Here is a 21,875-nt window from a genome sequence, read left to right as displayed (position 1 = left end):
GTCCGGCTAGACTGGTCCGAACGTCAAGCAAAAGCCCGGGAGGTAATTTAAGTGAAGACCGCGATCACCGAACTGTTCGGCATCGAGCACCCCATCATCCAGGGCGGCATGCATTTCGTCGGCTTTGCCGAGCTGGCGGCTGCCGTCTCCAATGCCGGCGGGCTCGGCATCATCACCGGTCTCACGCAGAAGACGCCGGAGCTGTTGGCCAAAGAGATCGCGCGCTGCCGTGACATGACCGACAAGCCGTTCGGCGTGAACCTCACCTTTCTGCCGACCTTCGCCGCGCCGCCTTATCCGGAATACATCGCCGCCATCGTCGAAGGCGGCATCAAGTCCGTGGAGACCGCGGGCCGCAGCCCGGAAGCCTACATGCCAGCGCTGAAGGCCGCCGGGATCAAGGTCATTCACAAATGCACCTCGGTGCGCCACTCCCTCAAGGCCGAGCGCATCGGATGCGACGCCGTCAGCGTCGATGGTTTTGAGTGCGGCGGCCATCCCGGCGAGGACGACATTCCCAACATGATTCTGCTGCCGCGCGCGGCAGAGGAATTGAAGATTCCGTTCGTTGCCTCCGGCGGCATGGCCGACGGCCGCAGCCTCGTCGCGGCACTGTCGCTGGGGGCGGCCGGCATGAACATGGGCACGCGCTTCATCGCCACCAAGGAAGCCCCAGTGCATCAGAACGTCAAGAACGCGCTGGTCGCCGCGACCGAGCTCGACACCCGCCTGATCATGCGGAGCCTGCGCAACACCGAGCGCGTGCTGAAGAACGCCAATGTCGACCGTCTGCTCGAGATCGAACGCGAGAAGGGCGACAAGCTGAAGATCGACGACATCCACGACCAGGTCGCGGGCGTCTATCCCAGGATCATGCTGGATGGTCAAATGGACGCGGGCGCGTGGAGCTGCGGCATGGTCGCAGGCCTCATCCACGACATCCCCACCTGCAAGGAACTCGTCGACAGGATCATGGCTGAGGCGGAAACCATCATCCGTACCCGCCTGATGGGGTTTCTTGAAGGGGCGGGTGCACCGCGAAAGGTCGCCTGACACCGCCGAACTTCTTAACCTTGGCGGCAGTTGACCGCTGGAATTGCGCGCGACGCCTCCTAAATAGAGGTAAATTACCTCTTAACAATCAATTTCAGGAGGCGTCCGTGATTCCAAAGAGCGCTCCTTTTGCAATTGCCGTTGCCCTCGTGCTCGCATGGGGCGGCGTCGCGCGCGCTGACGACTACAAGCCCGACGAATATCTCGGCCTCGATCTTTCCAAGGCGGTGCTGTCGCCGAAGCGGCTCGGGCCCGAAACCCAATTCGCGCCGGTCGCGCTGGAGGCGCGCGGCAGCAACGAGGCGCAGGCGCGCGCCGAGCCGGTCGACGTGCCGAAGAAGGTCGCCGCCGAACGCGTGCGCGTGCCGGTGCCGAAGGTCGCGCACGCCAAGCCCGCGCAGCCACGCGGTGCGGCACGCACCAAGCTCGCGCATCGCCACGGCAATCCGCTCGACGCGCAGGCGATGGACACCCGCATCCAGACCTGGCCCTGTCGCACCGGCGGCATCTGCAACTGGAAGCATTAGCTCAGTTCCGAGCCGTCATCCGTACGTCGCAAAACCGTAGGCCCGCGGTCAAGAAACCGTAAGCCGGGGGTCAAACGACGCAGGCACCTTCCGTCGCGATTCGACGAAGGTTTCCTGAATGGTAGCGCTCCGCGCCTCGCGCGCCTGGACCCGGCGGCAATTCCTGGTCCGTTCCACCTCCAGCCTCGCCGTTGCCGCGCTCGCAACGCCACATCTCAGCCGCGCCGCGGATCGTCCGCAGATCCTAGGCGGCATCCAGTCCGGCGACGTCTCGGATGGCTCCGCCGTGATCTGGGCGCGCGCCGACCGGCCCGCGCGGATGCAGGTGGACTATTCGACCGTGGAAAGCTTCAAGACCGTCATTGCGTCGGCTTCGCGCGATGCGTCGACCGATGCCGACTTCACCTCAAAACTGCTGCTGGAAGATCTGCCGCCCGGGCAGGACATCTTCTATCGTGTGCGCTTCGACGATATCGCGACCGACATCGCCGGCGAAAGCCGCATCGGCCATTTCCGCACTGCGCCGGCTGCCGGCCGGTCGATCTCGTTCCTGTGGTCCGGCGATACCGCGGGGCAGGGTTGGGGCATCGACACATCGCGCGGCGGCTACCGCAGCTATCGCACCATGCTCGACAATCGCCCCGACTTCTTCATCCACTCCGGCGATCACATTTACGCCGACTGTACGATTCCCTCCGAGCAGAAGCTGCCGAATGGTGAGATCTGGCGCAATGTCGTGACCGAAGAGAAATCCGAGGTCGCGCATACGCTGACGCAGTTCCGGGGCAATTACAAATACAACCATCTCGACGAGCACTTCCGGGCCTTCCATGCGGAGGTGCCGATGTTTGCACAATGGGATGACCACGAGGTCACGAACGACTGGTCGCCGACCGGCAGCTATGACGGGGCCGGCCATGAGGATGACGGCACCCCGCGCCTGGTCTCGCGCGCCCGCCGCGCCTTCTTCGACTTCATGCCCATCCGCGACATCGGCGCGCGAAAGGGGCGGGTCTATCGCAAGATCGCCTATGGTCCGCTCCTCGACGTCTTCATGATCGACATGCGCAGTTATCGCGACGATAGCTGGAACAAGGGCGACGATCACCGCGGCTGGATCCTCGGTGCCGAACAGCTCGCCTGGCTGAAGCGTGAGCTCGCCGCCTCGCGCACGACCTGGAAGGTGATTGCGGCCGACTTGCCGATCGGCCTAGTCAGCCTCGATGCGGTCGCACTGGGTAATGGGCCGCCCGACCGGCGTGAGCGCGAGATCGCCGATCTTCTCGCGTCCATCAAGCGCGCCGGGATCCGCAACATCGTCTGGCTCACCGCCGACATGCACTACACCGCCGCGCACTATTACGACCCGAACAGGGCGCAATTCCAAGACTTCGAACCGTTCTGGGAGTTCGTCTCGGGACCCTTGCATGCCGGCACCTGGGGGCCGGGCGAGCTCGACAACACCTTTGGTCCGGTCGCGATATACCAGAACGCATGCAGTGAAGCGCAGGGCGAAAACCTCGCGCCCTGTTTCGGACTCCAGTTCTTCGGCAAGGTCGACATTGAAGGCCGAACCGGCGTGATGACAGTAACGCTGAAGGACATCGACAACCGGGACCTCTGGTCGGTCGATATCGTGCCGCAGCCGCAGGCGCGTCCAGCCGTGGTGGCGCAGCATTCGTAGGTCGCTAACCCGATCTTGATTGGCCGCCGTGCACCTGCCGCGCTATGCTGTCCATTCCCGCCACCTCTTTTCCATCCCCGAAGAGTTTGCTCACGCAGCATCGCTGCTGGCCTCCGGCGGGCTGAACGATGTCAGGAGCCTTTTCATGGATAATCTCAAGACACAGGGCATCAGCATGCCCAAGCTCGGCCTCGGGACCTTCCGCATGCAGGGCGATGCCTGTCGCGCGGCGGTCGAGAGCGCGCTGTCGATCGGCTATCGCCATATCGACACCGCCGAGATGTACGGCAACGAAGAATCGATCGGCGCGGCGCTCGCCGCGGCCCGGCTGCCGCGGGGCGAGCTGCACGTCACGACAAAGGTCTGGCACGAGAACCTCAGCCCCGACGCCATCCGCCGCGCCTTCGAGACCAGCCTGAACAAGCTGCGGCTCGATCATGTTGACCTCTATCTCGTGCACTGGCCGTCCAGGGCGGCGAACTGGGGTGCGGTGTTCGAGACCTTGATGACGCTGAAGGAGGAGGGGCGCACGCTGGCGATCGGCGTCGCCAATTTCACCACGGCGCTGCTCAAGATCGCGGTCGAGGACATCAAGGCGCCGATCGCCTGCAATCAGATCGAATATCACGCCATGCTCGATCAATCGAAGGTGCTGGCCTATCTCAACGCCAAGTCGATCCCGCTGGTCGCCTATTGCCCGCTGGCACAGGGGCGCGTCGCCTCCGATCCGGTGCTGGCCGAGATCGGCGCCAAACACAATGCAAGCGCCGCGCAGGTCGCGCTGAAATGGCTGCTCGACCAAGACGGTGTCGCCGCGATCCCGAAAGCCTCACGCCGCGAGAGCCAGCAGGCCAATCTCGACGCGCTGAAGATCACGCTCGACGATGCCGACCGCAACAAGATCGCCGCGCTGCCGAAGGACAGGCGCTGCGTCAATCCCGGCTTTGCGCCGGCATGGGACTGACCTCGCCGACCGTTTCGTACACGCAAAGAAATGGCCCCGTGAGGGGCCATTTCCGTATTGCGTTGCGCATTAGTCCCAATGATGGCGGTGACCACGCTTGATCACGACGACTCGGTCGCGATGGCGCCAGCCGCGATGCCAGCCGTGATCGCGATGCATGCCGTATTCGGCGCGGGCGCCGTACGCGCCGTGATGATGACCTCCGCGCTTGATCACCACCGTCTCCGCGCTGGCGAGCGTCGGCAATGCAACAGCGAGAGCGCCGACCGCGGCAAGCACATAACCAAGCTTCTTCATGATGTCCTCCTCCAATCGAATGCAAATCTAAACGGCGCATTCGCGTGAACGTTCCGGAGGAATCGCAGGAGAATTCTGAACGCCTGTTCAGGTGGGTTAATCGCAGCGCTGTTGTGCGGGTGTTGGCGCGCCTGTCGCGACGTATTTGCCGTCCCTGATCGTGTACTCGCCGCGCTCACTGCGATTGTAGATTGCGCGCAAGCTGCCTTGCTTTGAGAGGAGCAGACCGAACTCGCGCGTCTGCTGCAGCAAGGGGAAGTACACCATCACATCGAGCAGGCCGTCGGCGTTAACCGTCGCGGATACGACTTCGTTCTCGTCCTTGGCCTCGCCGAAATTGCGCCGGTACATCACCCTTCCGTCCTTCCGGATCTCGTAAGTCAAGAGCGCGCCCTTGTCGCGGTCCGGCCGGACCGCGCAGTCGACCGCCCATGAGCCGAGCAGGCCCCATTGCTCGATGGTCGCCGCAAGCGACTCGGCACCGGCCGCGGGCGTGAAAGCAACCCACAGCACTGCTGCCGCGATCCAGCGGCTCAAACAACGCCTCATGTCCTGAAAAGCCCCACCTCCGAATAATTCCGAAGTGTAGCATCCTGCGCGCGATCGTCCACGCTGACCGCCATTCGCGCGCGAATTTGATCCGCGTCAATGAGGCCGGCCACTTCCGGGGTAGGATGGCGCTCCCGAAGGCGAAATTGGATAGACCGATGCTGAATCAAGTCAGGGATTTCGCAGGCGAGGTGCTGCCGGGGAGCTGTGCCGTGCCGCCTTATTCCGAGACCGCGTTTCTGACCGAGCTGGGCGACCGCTTGAAGTCCTCGCGCATGCGCTGCGACCTGTCGCGGCGGGAGCTTGCCCGCCGCTCCGGCATATCCGAGCGCTACATCGCCCAGATCGAGGCCGGCAAGGGCAATGTCTCGATCGTGCTGCTGCTGCGGCTGGCCTCCGCGATCCACGGCAGCCAGCCCCAGGCGGCTTGACGCTTGAGGTGAGCACGATGGGGCAACTCGTACTGGCAGCCAAGGTCACGCATGTCCCATCGCTGATGCTCTCGGAAAAGCCCGGCAGTCATTTGCGCTCGGCGCGCGAGGCGGCCGTGGACTCGTTGCGCGAGCTCGGTCGGCGGGCGAAAGCGCGCGGCGTCACCACCTTCGTGGTGTTCGACACCCACTGGCTCTCCAATTTCGGCTATCACATCAACGCCAACGCGCGGCATCGCGCCTCGTTCACCAGCCACGAGGCGCCGCACATGATTCAGGATTTGAGTTATGATCTGCCGGGCGACACGAGGCTCGCCGAAGCGATCGCCGCCGAAGCCGGCGTTGCAGGGCTCGATGTCAACGCGCATCAAGTGCCGAGCCTCGGGCTTGAATATGGCACGATCGTGCCGATGCACTACATGAATTCGGACGGCTTCGCGAGGGTGGTTTCGATCGCCTCGCCGCTGTTCACGTCGTTCGAGGAAAGCCGGACTCTCGGCGAGGCGACGCGACGTGCCATCGAGAAATCCGGCGAACGGGTTGCGATCTTGGCCAGCGGCTCGCTCTCACATCGGCTCTGGCCCAACAAGAAGCTGGGCCCAGAGGCGTGGACGAGCGTTGCCAGCGAGTTCAACCGCCAGGTCGACCTGCGCGTGCTCGAGCTTTGGCAGAGCCGTCGCTACCGCGAATTCCTCGACATGCTTCCGGATTACGCAACCAAGTGCAACGGTGAGGGCGGTATGGCCGACACCATCATGCTGTTCGCCGCGCTTGGCTGGTACGAGTACCATGACAGGGCCGAGCAGCTCTGTGAGTACTTTCCGTCATCCGGCAGCGGCCAGGTGAACGTGGAGTTTCACGTCGCGGCTTAAGGCATCGCCCTCACATTTGCGCCTTCTCCACATTGGCGCTGCGGGCCGGCACACCGAACTCTTTGCGGCAGATCTCGGCCAGCACGGCGACGCCCTCGCGGATCTGCTGATGTGAGGGGCTCGCAAAGCACAGCCGCAGGCGCGATCTGGAATGATTCTTGTCGGTCGACCATTCCGGCCCCGGATCGATCGAGACGCCGGCGGCAAGCGCGGCCTGGTACAGCTTCAGCGTATCCACCTGATCGGGCAGTTTCATCCACAGGAATATGCCGCCCTTGGGCTCCTCGAACTCGGCGGCCGTCCCGAACTGCTCGTTGAGAGCTTCCATCAGCGTGTCGAGCTTGGTCCGCAGCGCCTTCGTCAGCGCCGGCACGTGGGTTGAAAAATGCGGCTTGCAATAGGCGGCAAGCACCATCTGCTCCAGCGCGCCCGAGCCGGCGTCCGTCTTCAGCGCCAGCATCCGCGACATCACATCCCACGGCGCGACGATGAAGCCGACGCGCAGCGCGGGCGCGATCGACTTCGAGAACGAGCCGATATGGATCACGCCGCCGTTCGGGCTCATCGCGTGGATCGCCGGCGGCCGCTGTCCTGACCAGACCAGATCGGCATAGCAATCGTCCTCGAATACAGGCACGCCGTAGTCTGCCGACAGCCGCAACAGCTCGGTGCGGCGACCCTCCGGCATGATGCTGCCGGTCGGGTTCTGCACGGTCGGAATGGTGTAGATGTATTTCGGCCGGACGCCGCGAACCTTGAGGTCGGCCAGCGTCGTGGCCAGCACGTCCATGCGCATGCCGTCCTTGTCGAGCGGGATGCCGACCACGTTGACGCCGAGCCGTGCCAGGCGGGTGAGCGAACCCTGATAGCTATCCTGCTCGAAGATCACGGTATCGCCGCGCGTCAGCAGCGTGGCGTTGACGAGGTCGAGCGCCTGCAGCGAGCCGGACACGATCAGGAGATCGTCGACCGTGCAGTTGATGCCGGCATCGCGCTGCAGTTTCGTCACCAGGAATTCGCGCAAGGGCAGATAGCCCTGGGGACCATGTGCCAGCCCGTAGGTGGCGAGCGAGCGGCCTTCGCGTTGCAGAGCCAGGTTGGCCGCCTCGATCAGATGATCGAGCGGCACCTGCTCGGAGTCGTTGTTGCCGCCGACAAAACTGTATTTGGCGAGGCCCGTCCAGCGCGCAGAAGGGCCCGGCAGCCCTGCGGGAAACAGGGGCGCAAAATCGAAGCTGGACGTCATGGGAGCGTTCCTCGTTCTATTCTTGTCAGGCTGCCGGCTTTGTGCCGGTCAGTCGTATTTCTTGCTTATTTCTTGCCGACCGTCCGAGTCGGACGGCCCTGGCTGATGAAAGCGTAATGCGCATTGGCGACGCCGCCAACCATCAAGGCCTCGACAGCAGGCTCTGCAATCTCGCTTGCTGCGGCCCAATCGACGAGGAAATTGGCTCCGGTCCCGCCGCGGACGTCGTCGGTCGGAATGAAGATCGAGACGGTGGCGAGGGGCTTCAATGCGACGGGTGCCTTCAGATAGCTCTCGACTTGCTTGCCCGCGGTATCGAAATAGGCGATGCGCTTGACCACCAGCGGCTGGGTCTCGGAGGCGTTGTGCACGCTCAAGGTCACCGAGAAGTCGACGCGCAGCTTGCCCTGGCTCATCGCGACGCTGGAATAAGCGGGCACGTAGAACCCGCCGGAGACGGCGAGTTCTTCCTTCGGCAGCGCGGTGAGGGAATCGGCAAAGCTTTGTTCGATATTGACCTTGGATTGAGCGGCTGCGGGGATGGCGGAGGCGAGGGGGCATAGCAGCATTGCAATGGCGAGCCCGATCCGCATGTGACGAATTGCTCGCTTGCCGCGCCGCACTCGATCACTAGGGTGCGGCAAAACGGACCAATCTGGCATGCACGAGCTCATTCGCGACATCACTCTCTGTATCCTGTTTGCCTGGATGCTGGGCCTACTTGCCCACTTCTCCAGGCAACCGCTGATCCTGGCCTATCTTATCGCCGGCTTCTGCATAGGTCCATTTGGCGCCGGCTGGGTCAAGTCGCAGGAATCGATCAGCGTCATTTCCGAGCTCGGCCTGATCTTCATGCTGTTCATGATCGGCCTGGAGATCGACCTGAAGAAGATCGTGCGGGCGGGAAAGGTCATCCTGTTCGCGGCGGGCGGCCAGCTCCTTGGCGGCTGCCTGCTCGGGGTGCTGTTCTTCGCCGGCATCGGCTTGTCGCTCGGTGGGGGCCAGTTCGACGCGGTTTATCTCTGCGTCGCCTGCACCCTGTCGAGCACCGTCATCATCGTCAAGGTGCTCTACGAGAAGCGCGAGCTTGACACGCTGCCGGGCCGCATCACCCTCGGCGTGCTGGTGCTCCAGGACATCTTCGCGATCCTGTTCCTGGCGGTGCAGCCGAGCCTTGCCAATCTGGAAATCAGCGTCATCCTGCTCTCGATCGGCCGCGTCGCGGTGCTGGTCGCCGCCGCCCTGCTGGTGAGCCGCTACGTGCTGCCGCGCCTGTTTCACCAGATCGCCCGCCGCCCCGAGCTAATCCTGCTCGGCGCGCTCGCCTGGTGCTTCCTGGTCGCCGAGACCGCCGAGCGGCTGTCGCTGTCGCGCGAGATGGGCGCCCTGATCGCCGGCGTCTCGCTCTCGACCTTTCCCTACGCGCTCGACGTCACGGCCAAGGTCACCACGCTGCGCGATTTCTTTATCACGCTGTTCTTCGTCGCGCTCGGCATGACCATTCCCGTGCCCGGCCTCTCCGTGATCGGGCTTGCGCTGATGATCGCGGCATTCACGGTGGTGAGCCGCCTCGTCACCACCTTCGCTCCGCTCTATCTGATGAAACAGGGTCTGCGCGCCAGCCTGTTGCCCGCGCTTAACCTGGCGCAGATCTCCGAGTTCTCGCTGGTGGTGATCCAGACCGGCGTCGCCGCCCACCACATCGCGGCCGAGACGGCGAATGCGGCCTCCTTCGCCTTCGTGGTGCTGGCGGTGCTCTCGACCTTCGTGATGACCCGCAGCGACGAGATCACCCGCTGGGCGATCGGCCCCCTGAAGCGGATCGGCCTGCGCGATCTCGACCACGGCAATGGCCATGGTGAGGACGGGCACGAAGGCCATGGCGAGGCCCGCCGCATCGTCATCCTCGGCTTTTTCCGTGCGGCGAGCGCGCTGCTCGCCGAGATCGAACGGCAGGCACCGGTGCTGCTCGAGCAGATCACCGTGATCGACTTCAATCCCAATGTGTACCAGACGCTGCTATCGCGCGGCCTGCACGTGATCTATGGCGATATCAGCAGCGCCGACACGCTGCTCCATGCCGGCGTCAGCAAGTCCGAGATGATCATCCTCAGCGTACCGGATGCGCTTCTGAAGGGGGCCAGCAACGAGAAGCTGGTCCGCCACGTCCGCACCCTCAACCCGACCGCCATGATCATTGCCACGGCCGATCTGTTATCGGATGTGGATGAACTCTACGCGGCTGGCGCCAGCTATGTCACCGTGACCCGGCTCAGCGACGCCCATGAGTTGTTCACGGTGATCGAGGCCGCCCAGGCCGGCCTGTTGGCCGACAAGCGTGCCGAGCTCGATCAGCGGCTCGGCGAACGGCGCGAAGTGCTGCCCTGACCGCGCCCGGCCGGCTTCTCGCCGGGCTTCTCCGCGCCCATATCGCTGGTATGCCCGGTGCAAGTCGCCCCCCGGGGCAGGGCTGCGGTCCGGCATATGCGGTTGCGCCGGGGACACTAGCGCCCCGGCCCAAGTCCGGCTAAGCCTCCGGGCCATAACCGTCAGAGATTGGGAAATGCCGGATAACGTCCAGGAAGTCTTGCAGGCCTTTGCCCGGGGTGAGCTCGTGGTCGTCACCGACGACGATGACCGCGAGGGCGAGGGCGATCTGATCGTCGCCGCCTCGTTCTGCACCGCCGAGAAGATGGCGTTCATCATCCGCCACACCTCCGGCATTGTTTGCGCGCCGATCACCACCGAAGATGCGCGCCGCCTGCGGCTCGACCCGATGGTGGCCCACAACGATTCCGCGCACACCACCGCATTCACGGTCTCGATCGACTACAAGCCCGACGGCGGCACCGGCATCTCGGCCGAGGAGCGCGCCTCGTGCTGCCGCGCGCTGTCCAATCCCAACGCCGGCGCCAACGACTTCGCCCGTCCCGGCCACATCTTCCCGCTGATCGCCAAGGACGGCGGCGTGCTGCTGCGCTCCGGCCACACCGAGGCCGCGGTCGACCTGTGCAAGCTCTCCGGCCTGCCGCCGGTCGGCGTCATCAGCGAGTTGATGAACGACGACGGCAGCGTGATGAAGGGCGAGCAGGTCGCCCGCTTCGCCGCCCAGCACAAGCTCAAGCACGTCACCATCGCCGACATGATCGCCTACCGCCAGGTGCGCGAGAAGCTGATCGAGCGCGTCTCGACCTTCGTCACGGAGAGCCCGATCGGGCCGCTGCAGGGCTATGCCTACCGCTCGCCGTTCGATTCCATCGCCCACGTTGCCTTCGTCTACAACGGCGTCGGCGACGGCAAGAACGTCCTGACGCGCTTCCACAAGCCGAACATCGTCAAGGACATCTTCACCGGCCACAAACGCATGGCGGCGGTGCTCGAGCACTTCAAGAAATCCGGCCGTGGCGTTCTGGTCTATCTGCGCGACGGTGCTGCCGGTGTCCCCGTGGCGCCGCTGCCCGATGAGAGCGCGACCGAGGCCGACCGCAACCGCCAGTGGCGCGAAGTCGGTGTCGGTGCACAGATCCTGCGCGATCTCGGCGTCACCTCGATCCGGCATCTCACCTCCTCGGTGCACGACTACAAGGGCCTTTCGGGTTTCGGCATCGAGATCGTCGCCAACGAACAGCTCGAAAGCTAGCGCTGTCATCTCGGGTGCGCGAAGCGCATCCCCCGAGGTGCGCCTCGCCGGCCCCCGGGATTCACGCAGACCCATACATCTGCAACGCAATTGCACTTGTTGCCGCGGCGCTTTACTTTGTCGGGCAAATTGACGGAACCAGACGAAAGGACGTTTCATGACCGCGCGCCCTCAGGCCAAGGACAAGCCGACTTCGGCTTCTTTCCAGTGGGACGATCCGTTCCTGCTCGACGAGCAGCTCACTGAAGACGAGCGCATGGTGCGCGACACCGCGCGCGCCTACGCCCAGGACAAGCTGCTGCCGCGCGTCGCCAAGGCCTATCTCGAAGAGAAGACCGATCGCGAGATCTTCAACGAGATGGGCGAGCTCGGCCTGATCGGCATCACGTTGCCGGAGGAATATGGTTGCGCCAATGCAGGCTATGTCGCCTATGGTCTGGTCGCGCGCGAAATCGAACGGGTCGATTCCGGCTACCGCTCGATGAACTCGGTGCAGTCCTCGCTGGTGATGTATCCGATCTACGCCTACGGCGACGAGAACCAGCGCAAGAAGTACCTGCCGAAGCTCGCCAGCGGCGAGTGGGTCGGCTGCTTCGGGCTGACCGAGCCTGACGCCGGCTCCGATCCGGCCGGCATGAAGACCCGCGCCGAGAAGGTTTCGGACGGCTATCGCCTGACCGGCAGCAAGATGTGGATCTCGAACGCGCCGATCGCCGACGTGTTCGTGGTCTGGGCCAAGTCGGCCGCGCACGACAACCAGATCCGCGGCTTCGTGCTGGAGAAGGGCATGAAGGGCCTGTCGGCACCGAAGATCGGCGGCAAGCTGTCGCTTCGCGCCTCCATCACCGGCGAGGTCGTGATGGACGGCGTCGTGGTCCCGGAAGACGCGCTGCTGCCCAACGTCTCCGGCCTCAAGGGCCCGTTCGGCTGCCTCAACCGCGCCCGCTACGGCATTTCCTGGGGCGTGCTCGGCGCGGCCGAGGACTGCATGCACCGCGCCCGCCAATACACGCTCGACCGCAAGCAGTTCGGCAAGCCGCTCGCCGCGACCCAGCTCGTGCAGAAGAAGCTCGCGGACATGCAGACCGAGATCGCGCTGGGCCTTCAGGGCTCGCTGCGCGTCGGCCGGCTGATGGACGAGGGCAAGTTCGCGCCCGAGATGATCTCGATCATGAAGCGCAACAATTGCGGCAAGGCGCTCGACATCGCCCGCGTCGCGCGCGACATGCACGGCGGCAACGGCATCTCGATCGAGTATCACGTGATGCGCCACGTCCATAACCTCGAGACCGTCAACACCTACGAGGGCACCCACGACGTCCACGCCCTGATCCTGGGCCGCGCGATCACGGGCATTCAGGCGTTTTTCTGAGCAAACCGCCTGAATGGGCGATGCGGCTGAACTCTCGAATTGCGTCATGGCCGGGCAGAAGCGCGAAGCGCGTCTTCGCGCTAGACGTCCCGGCCATCCACGTCTTAGACCACGCGAAGAACGTGGATGCCCGGCACAAGGCCGGGCATGACGAAGTCAGCAAGGTATGAGCAAGCCATGTCCGACAACGACGACGTCCCGTTCAACCGCGACTTTCCGCTGAAGCCCGGCATCGTCGAGGAAGTCCGCCCCGGCGTGCGCCGCGTGCTCTGTAACAATCCTAGCCCATTCACTTTCACCGGTACGGTCAGCTACATCGTGGGCCGCGGCAACGTCGCGATCATCGATCCCGGTCCGGACGACGAGGCGCATGCAGCGGCGCTGCTCGATGCCGTCAGCGGCGATACGGTGAGCCATATCTTCGTCACCCATACCCACCGCGACCATTCGCCGAACACCGCGCGGATCAAGCGGGCGACGGGCGCGCCAGTTTACGCCGAAGGCCCGCACCGGGCATCGCGCCCGCGTTTCGAGAGCGAGAAGCACAACCCGGAATCCGGCGCAGACCGCGACTTCGCGCCCGATATCAGGATCGCCCACGGCGACGTGGTCGAAGGCGACGGCTGGCGGCTCGAGGCCGTGGCGACACCTGGCCATACCGCCAATCACCTCGCGTTTGCCTGGCCCGAGCGGAAATTCAACTTCGTCGGCGATCACGTGATGGGGTGGTCGACTTCGATCGTGGCGCCGCCGGACGGCTCGATGATCGACTACATGGAATCGCTGGATCGTCTCGCCGCACGCGAGGAGGATGTGTATTTCTCCGGCCACGGCCCCGAAATTCCGGACGGTCCGCGCTTCGTGCGCTTCCTGATCCGTCACCGCAAGGCGCGCGAGGCCTCCATCCTGCACCGCCTTGCCAAGGGCGAGACCGACATCCCGACCATGGTCCGGGCGATCTATATCGGCATCGATCCGAGGCTCACCACTGCGGCGGGCTATTCCGTGCTGGCGCATCTGGAAGACCTGGTCGCCCGCGGCGTGGTGGCGACGGACGGCGATCCCGTGATCGGCGGGACGTATCGGATGGCGAGCTAGTCTCTCGTCATTCCGGGGCGCGCGTTTTCCGGGCTCGCCGCTTCGCGTCGCCCCGGAATGACAGAACCCTACTTCTTTACAGTTTTCGCCGGCGCCTTCGGCGGCGCCACCGGCGTCTTCTTTACCGGCTTGAGTGCGTCGGCATCGGCGGCGGTGTTGAGATCGTCGATGAATTTCTTCACACGCGCGGCGTTGCTGCCGAGGTCGCGCTCGAAATAGCGCGAGGCGGACCGGATATCGACGCGGGAATCCTCGCCGTCGGGCACGACGCGGATCGCGATGTCCTCGCGGAACCCCATGATCGGCGAGCGCGCCACCGCCTCGATACGGCCGATGCGGCGCGGCGGCTGCGGCGCGCGCTCGTCGATCACCAGCCATTTGCGCTTGTTGACGAGCTGAAGCGCGATCGCATAGGCGCGGTCGACCGAAATCTCGAGCTCGATCGGCTCGATATCAGGATAGAATTGACGCTGCTGCTCGGCCGAATAGAGGCCGGCATACACAGCGGTGTTGGCACCATCGCCGGTGCGCAGGCGGGCCAGTGCGTCGAAGCGCGGCGGGTCGATCGGGTCGGTGGTGATGTCGTGGATCGCCGGCAGCTTGCGGTATTGCAGGCCGAGATAAGCGGGATAGGCGAGGATCGCGCCGTCGATCAGGAAGGCAAGCAGGATGCGCGCCATGCCGCGCGAGCCGTTCTGCCAGATCGCGGCAAAGCCGGCGAGCCCGAACAGGATCGAGAGTGCGGCAATCCCGAGTCCGCCGAAGAAGGTCGCGAGCGCCGGCTTCATTTCCAGGAAGCCGAACCGGACGATGATGATCGAGACCACCACCGCCACCACTGCGAACACGGCCAGATTGCGCGCCCAGCTCGCGAGGCTGGACACGGGCTCCGACTGATAGGGAGCGGAAAACCTGCGGGCCATCGGGTGAGCTCTGCCGGGTCTTGGGACGGTGCCGGCCGATCTGGCACGACGGTGGGGCCGTTGAGACCACGGCCCGGGGGCAAATTCAAGGGCTCCACGCGCACACAGATCGTCATGCCCGGGCTTGTCCCGCCTGCGGGGGCGAAGCCCCTTCGGCGCGGCGAAGGCCCGGGCATCCACGCTCTCCGTGCCGGGGAGCAAGGCGTAAATGGCCGGGACAAGCCCGGCCATGACGTCAGTACGTTGAGCGCTCACGCCCTCCAGGGGAGGGTGCCACCAGGCTACGCCGCCGCGTTCGGGAAGCGGTATTCCTTGAACTGGTCGCGCAGCGCGGTCTTCAGGATCTTGCCCGTCGCCGTGTGGGGGATACCGTCGACGAAGGCAACGTCGTCGGGCATCCACCATTTGGCGATCTTGCCGTCCATGAACTTCAGGATGTCCTCGCGGCTGGCCTGCTGGCCCTGCTTCAGCTGCACGATCAACAGCGGACGCTCGTCCCATTTGGGATGGAACACGCCGATCACGGCGGCTTCCGCCACCGCGGGATGGCCGACTGCGAGGTTTTCAAGCTCGATCGAGGAGATCCACTCGCCGCCGGACTTGATCACGTCCTTGGAGCGGTCGGTGATTCGCATGTAGCCGGCCTCGTCGATGGTCGCGACGTCGCCGGTGTCGAAGAAGCCGTCCTCGTCGAGGATGTCAGTGTCGACCCGGTAATAGGCCTTGGCGACGGCGGGGCCGGCGACCTTGAGGCGGCCGAAGGTCGTGCCGTCCCACGGCAATTCCTTGCCGGCATCGTCGGTGATCTTCATCTCGACGGCGAACGGCGCGTAGCCCTGCATCTGGAGCACGTCGAGCCGTGCCTCGCCCGTCGCATTCTGGAACGGCGGCTTCAGCGCCGCGACGCTGCCGATCGGGCTCATCTCGGTCATGCCCCAGGCGTGGCGGACGTTCGAGCCCATGTCGAGGAAGGCCTTGATCATCGAGCGCGGCATCGCCGAGCCGCCGCAGATCACCATCTTCAGGTCCGGCAGTTTCAGATTGTTGGCGCTCATGTGCTGGAGCAGCATCAGCCACACCGTGGGCACGCCGGCGGTATGTGTCACCCTCTCGGTCGAGAGCAGCTCATAGACCGAGGCGCCGTCGAGCTTGGCGCCGGGCATGACGAGCTTGGTGCCCTGCGAGGGTGCCGAGAAGGCGATGCCCCAGCTGTTGGCGTGGAAGAGCGGCACCACGGGAAGCATGGTCTCGGAGGCGCTGGTACCGAGCGCGTCGACATTGTTGGCCATCAGCGCGTGCAGCACGTTGGAGCGATGCGAATACAGCACCCCTTTAGGATCGCCGGTGGTGCCTGACGTGTAGCACATCGCGGCCGCCGTGTTCTCGTCAAAGTCCTTCCATTTAAACTTGCCGTCGGCCTCCGCAATCCAGTCCTCGTAGGCGACCACGTTCTTCAGCGTCGTCTGCGGCATGTGCGCCTTGTCGGTGAGCACGACGTAGCGTTCCACGCTTGTCAGCTTGTCGGCGATCTTCTCCAGGACCGGAATGAACGTGATGTCGGTCATCACGATGCGGTCCTGCGCATGGTTGATGATCCAGGCGATCTGCTCGGGGAAAAGGCGGGGATTGACGGTATGGCAGATGGCGCCGATCCCCATGATGCCGTACCAGACCTCGAGATGGCGCCAGGTGTTCCAGGCGATCGTTGCGACACGGTCGCCGAGCTTGATGCCGTCGCGCTCCAGCATCTGCGAGACCTTGAGCGCGCGCTTGTGGATGTCGGCGTAGGTGGTGCGATGGATCGGTCCCTCGATCGAGCGCGTGACGACCTCCTGCTTGCCATGAATTTTGGCAGCGTGTTCGATGATCCTGTGGCAGAGCAGGGGCCAGTCTTGCATCAAACCAAGCATTCCGTCGTTCCTCCGAGAAGCCGCTGGGCGGATGTCGCTCTCAGCGTTGGGCCAAAGAATTGTCATGAGTTTTAGCCTGCCCGCCTTTCGCCGCAAATGGTCTTGTCGCGGCTATATGTCCGTCGGCGCGGCAATGGTTACCGTCACGCTCGGGCTCGCGGATCGGGCAGAGGCGCGCAAATATGGGTCCCCACTCGATATCTTTGGTATTGCTGCACCACGGCCCCACGCGACGGTTCATTCTGCCAAGATATCTGGCAAGGTCCCGCTCCCAAGGTCTCGCCCCGAGGAGGCCCCCAAGGCGTCGGACGATGCTCCTGCGGAGACCGGCGGCAAGCCTTCCGCGGAAACGCCTTCTCCCGGCAAATCTGCTCCCGACAAGCCTTCCGCGGACAAACCTGGCGCCAACAAGCCCGCCGAGGCGGCGCCGCCGCCCGAGAAGCAGGCCTCGGCGTGCCGCCTCGCGCTGACCGAGGAGATCGCTATCGCGCCCTCGATCCCGGATATCCGCGGCCCTGGCGCCTGCGGCGGCGAGGATCTGGTGCGGCTCGAAGCCATCGTGCTGCCGGACAAGCGCAAGGTGGCGGTCAAGCCGGCGGCGATCCTCCGCTGCACCATGGCGTCCGCCATCGCCGATTGGGTGCGCAAGGACGTGGTGCCGCTGGCCGCGAGCCTCGGCTCGACCATCAGCGATCTCGACAATTTCGACAGCTTCGAGTGCCGCGGCCGCAACCGCGTTGTCGGCGCCATGCTGTCCGAGCACGGCAAGGCCAACGCGATCGATGTCCGCGCCATCAAGCTCGCTAACGGGCAGTCGATCGGCCTGACCGATCGCACCATGCCCCGCGAGGTGCGGGAACGCGTGCTGCATTCGGTCTGCTCGCGCTTTTCGACAGTGCTCGGCCCCGGCTCGGATTGGTATCACGAGGACCATATCCATCTCGACCTTGCGCAGCGGCGCAACGACTACCGGATCTGCCAGTGGAACGTCTGGGATCCCCTGCCGCAAATTGCTCCGCTGCTGCCGGCGGAACGGCCCGAGGAGGCGCCGCCGCGTGAGGTCGCGGCCAAACCTGAAACGAAGCCCGAGGCCAAGCAAGGAACTGACGACGAAGCGGGGAAATCTCCTGCCTCTGCGGACAAGCCGGCGGCCGACGGCAACAAAGCCCAGACGCACAAGCCGGCAACAAAAAAGCGCCGGTGAAACCGGCGCTTTTGAGTATCTGAGATCAGGAACCTGATCAGTAGCTGCCCGCCTGGCCGGTTTGGCTGCCGCCGAGTGCAAGCCGTGAATTGTAGGGCGAATCACCGTGCTTGGGCTCGAGCACCACAACGAGGGTGCCGACCTTGACGCGGTCATAGAGATCGATCGCGTCCTCGTTGGTCAGGCGGATGCAGCCCGACGAAATCGAGGCGCCGATATATTCCGGCTGATTGGTGCCGTGAATGCGGAACAATGTGTCCTTGCCGCCGGAGTAGAGATACATCGCGCGGGAGCCCATCGGATTGTCCGGGCCGGGTGCGACATAGGTCGGTACGCCCAGGCGCGAAATCTCGCCGGGGGTGGGGTGCCAGGCCGGCCACTCGGTCTTGCTGCCCACCTTGGCGATGCCCGACCAGGCCATGGCCTCTTCGCCAACCGTGATGCCGTAGCGGATCGCCTTGCCGCCATCCAGCACGTAATAGAGATAGTGGTTGTCGGAATCGACCACGATCGAGCCCGGCGTTTCCTTGCGGTGGTAATCGACAATAGCGCGGCGGAAAGGCTCTGCGACCGCAGTCTTCTCGTACCTGACCTTGGCGAGGAGTTCCTTGTCCTTCGGCTTGAAGGCCTTGGTGTCGGTCGCTTCAAAATGCGTGGCTTGCATGCAGCCCGACAGCATCAGGCCAGCGGCCAAAATACCCAGCGTAACTTTCAGCGACGACATGATTTGGTTCCAATCGACAACAACAAGCTTTCGTGGGGCTTGAGCAAGCCCAATTCCACGATTCCGATGGCTCCATTATCGTTGAAATCTGCCACAATTCCAGCCTTACGAAGCTTCTCCCGCGCTGCAAGACCTTACCTGTGGCTTTTCTGTCGCAAGTTTTGCGGGGAAGCGTCGGTTTCTGGACAAAACGGGGGCATGTGTCGATTTTCTGCCACAGTTGGGCCATGGCGCCGCCACAAATGCAAACGCTCCGTTAATGTGCTTGTCATCATCAACTTGTCAGAATCGCGCTAAGGGCTGTCCGTTCTGTCGCAGGCCCTTGCTGGAGTAGTGCATGTTTTCTGTGTTCGTTCCCTCCGAGTCCTCCCTCAAGAAGGCCATCGTCGAGGATCTTGCGGCAGTGCCGGAGCATGCAGTGTGGATCGACCTGGTCAACCCGACCGCGGCCGAGGACAAAGCCGTCGAGAAGCTGTCGGGGATCGCGATCCCGACCCGGGAGGACATGCAGGAGATCGAGATCTCCAGCCGTCTCTATATGGAGAACGGCGCGCGCTACATGACCGCGACGCTGATGTGCCACTCAGATACCGACATGCCCCGGACCACGGCGGTGACCTTCATTCTCGGCGACCACCGCCTGGTAACGGTGCGTTATGATCAGCCCAAGCCCTTTGCGCTGGTCGAGGCCAAGCTGGCCCGTTCCTGCACGCCGGCCATCACCGGCGAGATGGTGCTGATGGAGCTGCTCGATGCCGTGATCGACCGCTGCGCCGACATCCTGGAGCGCTGCGGCGCCGAGATCGACCAGGTCTCGCATGACATCTTCGAGCCGGAGAGCGAGCGCCACGGTCACGCCAAGCAATATTCCCAAATCCTGATCTCGATCGGCCGCAAGGGCGATCTGACCTCCAAGGTTCGCGAGAGCCTGGTCTCGATCGGCCGCGTCGTCGCCTTCCTCTCGGCGGTGGTGGAGGGCGTGAAATGGTCGAAGGACATGCGCGAGCAGCTCAAGACCATGCAGCGCGACGTCGTCTCGCTGACCGATCACGCCTCCTACCTCTCCAGCAAGATCACCTTCGTGCTCGACGCCATGCTCGGCGTCGTCAATCTCGAGCAGAACAACATCATCAAGCTGTTTTCGGTCATGGCGGTCGTCCTGATGCCGCCGACGCTGATCGCCTCGATCTACGGCATGAATTTCAAAGCGATGCCGGAACTCGAATGGGCGCACGGCTATCCGTACGCGCTGGTCCTGATGCTGATCGCGGCGATCGTTCCGTACTGGATCTTCAAGTGGAAGAAGTGGCTGTAATAGCTACCGAGACCTTACGCGGGACCCAGAGACACGGTGTCTGGTGTTGCAGAATAGAGCGGGATTGCGGCCGCACGGCGATGTGTGCTCGCCGCCCCAATTCCTCCGGTAAAATTTGAGCGGTGGGCTGAACGTTTGCGCGAAACTTGTCTGCGATAAGGAGCAGGTTAGCCGCGAGGAACAGCCATGGTTGAAAAACACATAACGACGCCCCCCAACGTCATCGATCTGGCGAGTTATCGCCACGTCGTGACGAGCGGCAAGGCGTCGTCGATGTCGGCACGCATGTGCCGGCACTGTGGTGCTCCGCTGCTCGACGGCGAGAACGACGACGATTGCTCGACTGCAATCAGCACGGCTGCTCCGCAGCCACGCGAGAGGTCACGTCGGATTCGACTCGATTGAGGAACGGAAGCTAAGGGCGATCCAGGTCTTGCGGCGGCGTTGTCTGGATCGCCTTGCTTCCACGGCGTTGTTTCCAACATCTCATTGCAAGGAGCGCTTGCGCTCGCAATGACCGAGGTAGCCTACACGTGCTGGCCGCCGTTGATGTGGATCTCGGCGCCGTTGACGTAGGACGAGGTGTCCGTACACAGCACGTAGATGATTTTGGCAACTTCGTCGGGTGTGCCGAGCCGGTGCATCGGGATCTGCTGGTCGACGATCTTCTCGGTGCCCGGCGACAGGATCGAGGTGTCGATCTCGCCCGGCGCGATCGCGTTGACGCGCACGCCGACGCGGCCGAAGTCGGACGCCATCTCGCGCGTCAAGGATGCCAGCGCGGCCTTCGAGGTGGCATAGGCCGCGCCCGCGAAGGGATGCACGCGCGAGCCCGCGATCGAGGTGACGTTCACGACAGAGCCCTTGGCCGTCTTCAGTTCCTCGATCAGCCCGCGCGCCATCATGATTGGCGCGAAGAAGTTGACGTTGAACACGTGCGTCCAGGTGTCGAGGTCGGTGTCGATCGAGCCGAGCCTGGAGCCGCCGGCGCCCTTCGGTGAGATCGCGGCGTTGTTGACCAGCGCGTGCAGCATGCCGCCTTCGAGACGGTCGCGGATGTCGGAGATCGCGCGGGTGGTATCGGCGGGGGTGGCGAGGTCGACCTGGATATGGTCCTCAGGGCCCGCATCCCACGGACAATCCTCCGGGAACGGATGTCGCGAGCAGGTGATCACGCGCCAGCCGGCCGAGGAAAATCGGATGACGGTGGCATGCCCGATGCCGCGACTCGCCCCGGTCAGGAGCAGCGTGCGGCGCGGCGCGTTGGAAGGCTGCGGCATGAAGGTCTTTCAGGCTGGAGCATGATCCGGACCCGGAGGGCCGCGTTAGCGCAAAGCGTGCAGCGGCTTTCCGAAAGGATCATGCTCGAACAAAATACTAAGGATACATCCGCGTCTTGGACCATTTCTGGCCGGCCGCGTCACGGCGAAATTCGATGCGGTCGTGCAGGCGGAATGGGCGGTCGTGCCAGAACTCGATACGCGACGGCGTGATACGCCAGCCGCTCCAGCCCGGCGGACGCGGCACCTCGCCGATGATGTGCTTGGCGGCAACCTTGGCGATCGCCTGCTCGAAGGCGAAGCGGCTCTCGAGCTCTTGCGACTGCTTGCTCGCCCAGGCGCCGATCTGCGCCTGCTTCGGGCGGGTGGCGAAATAGGCGTCGGCTTCGGCCTCGGTCACCGGCGTCACGTTGCCGCGGATGCGGACCTGACGGCGCAGCGACTTCCAGTGAAAAAGTAACGCCGCCTTAGGATTTGCGGCGAGCTCGCGGCCCTTCTGGCTGGCGATGTGGCTGTAGAAGACGAAACCATCGGTATCGAAGCCCTTCATCAGCACCATGCGCACGTCCGGCAGGCCGTCGGCATCGACGGTGGCGAGCGCCATGGCGTTCGGATCGTTCGGCTCGCTCTTGATGGCTTCGTTCAGCCAGGCCTCGAACAGCGCAAACGGCTCGTCGGCGGCGGTGAAATCACCGGATGTTAAGGGTGTCTGGTGTTTCATCGAGGTCGTGTCGGTCATGTCTGGGGTCCGAGTTGCGTCCTGCGGTCCAAAACGCGCTGTTGTCT

General features: G+C 64.0%; 22 protein-coding genes. 13 read left to right on the top strand and 9 right to left on the bottom strand.

The window, feature by feature from the left end:
* The first annotated feature begins 51 nt into the window (after window positions 1-51).
* The 4 genes from AC0L3P_RS16810 (at window position 52) to AC0L3P_RS16795 (ending at window position 4,228) form a co-directional block, all read left to right on the top strand.
* On the top strand, window positions 52-1,053 hold the full coding sequence (locus tag AC0L3P_RS16810) for an NAD(P)H-dependent flavin oxidoreductase (protein ID WP_275171730.1): 1,002 nt from the start codon (window positions 52-54) through the stop codon (window positions 1,051-1,053).
* Between the two features lie 107 nt (window positions 1,054-1,160).
* Window positions 1,161-1,580: a hypothetical protein gene (locus AC0L3P_RS16805; protein WP_473303017.1), complete on the top strand. Its 420-nt coding sequence runs from the start codon at window positions 1,161-1,163 to the stop codon at window positions 1,578-1,580.
* 118 nt (window positions 1,581-1,698) lie between these two features.
* Window positions 1,699-3,264: an alkaline phosphatase D family protein gene (locus tag AC0L3P_RS16800; protein WP_354057065.1), complete on the top strand. Its 1,566-nt coding sequence runs from the start codon at window positions 1,699-1,701 to the stop codon at window positions 3,262-3,264.
* A 145-nt stretch (window positions 3,265-3,409) separates the two neighbouring features.
* Window positions 3,410-4,228, top strand: coding sequence for an aldo/keto reductase (locus AC0L3P_RS16795; protein ID WP_354057063.1), 819 nt, complete (start codon window positions 3,410-3,412; stop codon window positions 4,226-4,228).
* Between the two features lie 69 nt (window positions 4,229-4,297).
* On the opposite strand, the gene AC0L3P_RS16790 is transcribed toward AC0L3P_RS16795, so the two are convergent.
* Entirely contained in the window at window positions 4,298-4,525 is a 228-nt protein-coding gene (locus tag AC0L3P_RS16790) for a hypothetical protein (protein ID WP_354057061.1), read from the bottom strand.
* 96 nt (window positions 4,526-4,621) lie between these two features.
* The gene (locus AC0L3P_RS16785; RefSeq protein WP_275171739.1) at window positions 4,622-5,074 is read right to left on the bottom strand and encodes a hypothetical protein; all 453 of its coding nucleotides are present in this window, start codon (window positions 5,072-5,074) and stop codon (window positions 4,622-4,624) included.
* Between the two features lie 158 nt (window positions 5,075-5,232).
* Here AC0L3P_RS16785 and AC0L3P_RS16780 point away from each other — a divergent pair, with 158 nt between their 5' ends.
* Complete coding sequence (locus AC0L3P_RS16780) at window positions 5,233-5,505, top strand: helix-turn-helix domain-containing protein (protein WP_354057059.1); 273 nt, start codon at window positions 5,233-5,235, stop codon at window positions 5,503-5,505.
* A 17-nt stretch (window positions 5,506-5,522) separates the two neighbouring features.
* Window positions 5,523-6,377, top strand: coding sequence for a 3,4-dihydroxyphenylacetate 2,3-dioxygenase (hpaD, locus tag AC0L3P_RS16775; protein ID WP_354057057.1), 855 nt, complete (start codon window positions 5,523-5,525; stop codon window positions 6,375-6,377).
* Window positions 6,378-6,387: 10 nt separating this feature from the next.
* Here the strand turns inward: hpaD and AC0L3P_RS16770 are convergent, their stop codons facing one another.
* Window positions 6,388-7,623, bottom strand: a complete 1,236-nt coding sequence (locus tag AC0L3P_RS16770) for an aminotransferase-like domain-containing protein (protein ID WP_473303012.1) — start codon at window positions 7,621-7,623, stop codon at window positions 6,388-6,390.
* Window positions 7,624-7,688: 65 nt separating this feature from the next.
* Window positions 7,689-8,216 (bottom strand): DUF3124 domain-containing protein, encoded by a 528-nt coding sequence (locus AC0L3P_RS16765; RefSeq protein ID WP_473303010.1) that lies wholly within the window; start codon window positions 8,214-8,216, stop codon window positions 7,689-7,691.
* A 67-nt stretch (window positions 8,217-8,283) separates the two neighbouring features.
* On the opposite strand from AC0L3P_RS16765, the gene AC0L3P_RS16760 reads away from it, so the two are divergent.
* The 4 genes from AC0L3P_RS16760 (at window position 8,284) to AC0L3P_RS16745 (ending at window position 13,733) form a co-directional block, all read left to right on the top strand.
* Window positions 8,284-10,011: a cation:proton antiporter gene (locus AC0L3P_RS16760; RefSeq protein ID WP_473303006.1), complete on the top strand. Its 1,728-nt coding sequence runs from the start codon at window positions 8,284-8,286 to the stop codon at window positions 10,009-10,011.
* A 175-nt stretch (window positions 10,012-10,186) separates the two neighbouring features.
* A complete protein-coding gene (gene ribB, locus AC0L3P_RS16755) occupies window positions 10,187-11,263 on the top strand; it encodes a 3,4-dihydroxy-2-butanone-4-phosphate synthase (protein WP_007594722.1) in 1,077 nt (358 codons plus the stop codon).
* Window positions 11,264-11,420: 157 nt separating this feature from the next.
* On the top strand, window positions 11,421-12,635 hold the full coding sequence (locus AC0L3P_RS16750; protein ID WP_275171744.1) for an acyl-CoA dehydrogenase: 1,215 nt from the start codon (window positions 11,421-11,423) through the stop codon (window positions 12,633-12,635).
* Between the two features lie 177 nt (window positions 12,636-12,812).
* Window positions 12,813-13,733, top strand: coding sequence for an MBL fold metallo-hydrolase (locus tag AC0L3P_RS16745; protein ID WP_354209008.1), 921 nt, complete (start codon window positions 12,813-12,815; stop codon window positions 13,731-13,733).
* A gap of 68 nt (window positions 13,734-13,801) precedes the next feature.
* On the opposite strand, the gene AC0L3P_RS16740 is transcribed toward AC0L3P_RS16745, so the two are convergent.
* Entirely contained in the window at window positions 13,802-14,656 is an 855-nt protein-coding gene (locus tag AC0L3P_RS16740) for a DUF1499 domain-containing protein (RefSeq protein ID WP_473303003.1), read from the bottom strand.
* Window positions 14,657-14,937: 281 nt separating this feature from the next.
* A complete protein-coding gene (locus tag AC0L3P_RS16735) occupies window positions 14,938-16,566 on the bottom strand; it encodes a fatty-acid--CoA ligase (protein WP_473303001.1) in 1,629 nt (542 codons plus the stop codon).
* A 64-nt stretch (window positions 16,567-16,630) separates the two neighbouring features.
* On the opposite strand from AC0L3P_RS16735, the gene AC0L3P_RS16730 reads away from it, so the two are divergent.
* Window positions 16,631-17,770, top strand: a complete 1,140-nt coding sequence (locus AC0L3P_RS16730; protein WP_473302998.1) for an extensin family protein — start codon at window positions 16,631-16,633, stop codon at window positions 17,768-17,770.
* Between the two features lie 37 nt (window positions 17,771-17,807).
* Here the strand turns inward: AC0L3P_RS16730 and AC0L3P_RS16725 are convergent, their stop codons facing one another.
* Window positions 17,808-18,494: a L,D-transpeptidase gene (locus AC0L3P_RS16725; RefSeq protein ID WP_275171749.1), complete on the bottom strand. Its 687-nt coding sequence runs from the start codon at window positions 18,492-18,494 to the stop codon at window positions 17,808-17,810.
* A 337-nt stretch (window positions 18,495-18,831) separates the two neighbouring features.
* Between AC0L3P_RS16725 and AC0L3P_RS16720 the strand changes: the two genes are divergently transcribed.
* Entirely contained in the window at window positions 18,832-19,809 is a 978-nt protein-coding gene (locus AC0L3P_RS16720) for a magnesium transporter CorA family protein (RefSeq protein WP_275171750.1), read from the top strand.
* Between the two features lie 186 nt (window positions 19,810-19,995).
* Window positions 19,996-20,214, top strand: a complete 219-nt coding sequence (locus AC0L3P_RS16715) for a hypothetical protein (RefSeq protein ID WP_106942821.1) — start codon at window positions 19,996-19,998, stop codon at window positions 20,212-20,214.
* 122 nt (window positions 20,215-20,336) lie between these two features.
* On the opposite strand, the gene AC0L3P_RS16710 is transcribed toward AC0L3P_RS16715, so the two are convergent.
* Both AC0L3P_RS16710 and pdxH read right to left on the bottom strand, forming a co-directional pair.
* On the bottom strand, window positions 20,337-21,089 hold the full coding sequence (locus tag AC0L3P_RS16710) for an SDR family NAD(P)-dependent oxidoreductase (protein ID WP_007607375.1): 753 nt from the start codon (window positions 21,087-21,089) through the stop codon (window positions 20,337-20,339).
* 97 nt (window positions 21,090-21,186) lie between these two features.
* Entirely contained in the window at window positions 21,187-21,828 is a 642-nt protein-coding gene (gene pdxH, locus AC0L3P_RS16705; protein WP_247399758.1) for a pyridoxamine 5'-phosphate oxidase, read from the bottom strand.
* Window positions 21,829-21,875: the final 47 nt, after the last annotated feature.

The sequence above is a fragment of the Bradyrhizobium sp. WSM4874 genome, assembly GCF_055811835.1.
Note: the sequence above shows the minus strand (reverse complement) of the source record. Positions and strands in the feature narration are given on the sequence as shown.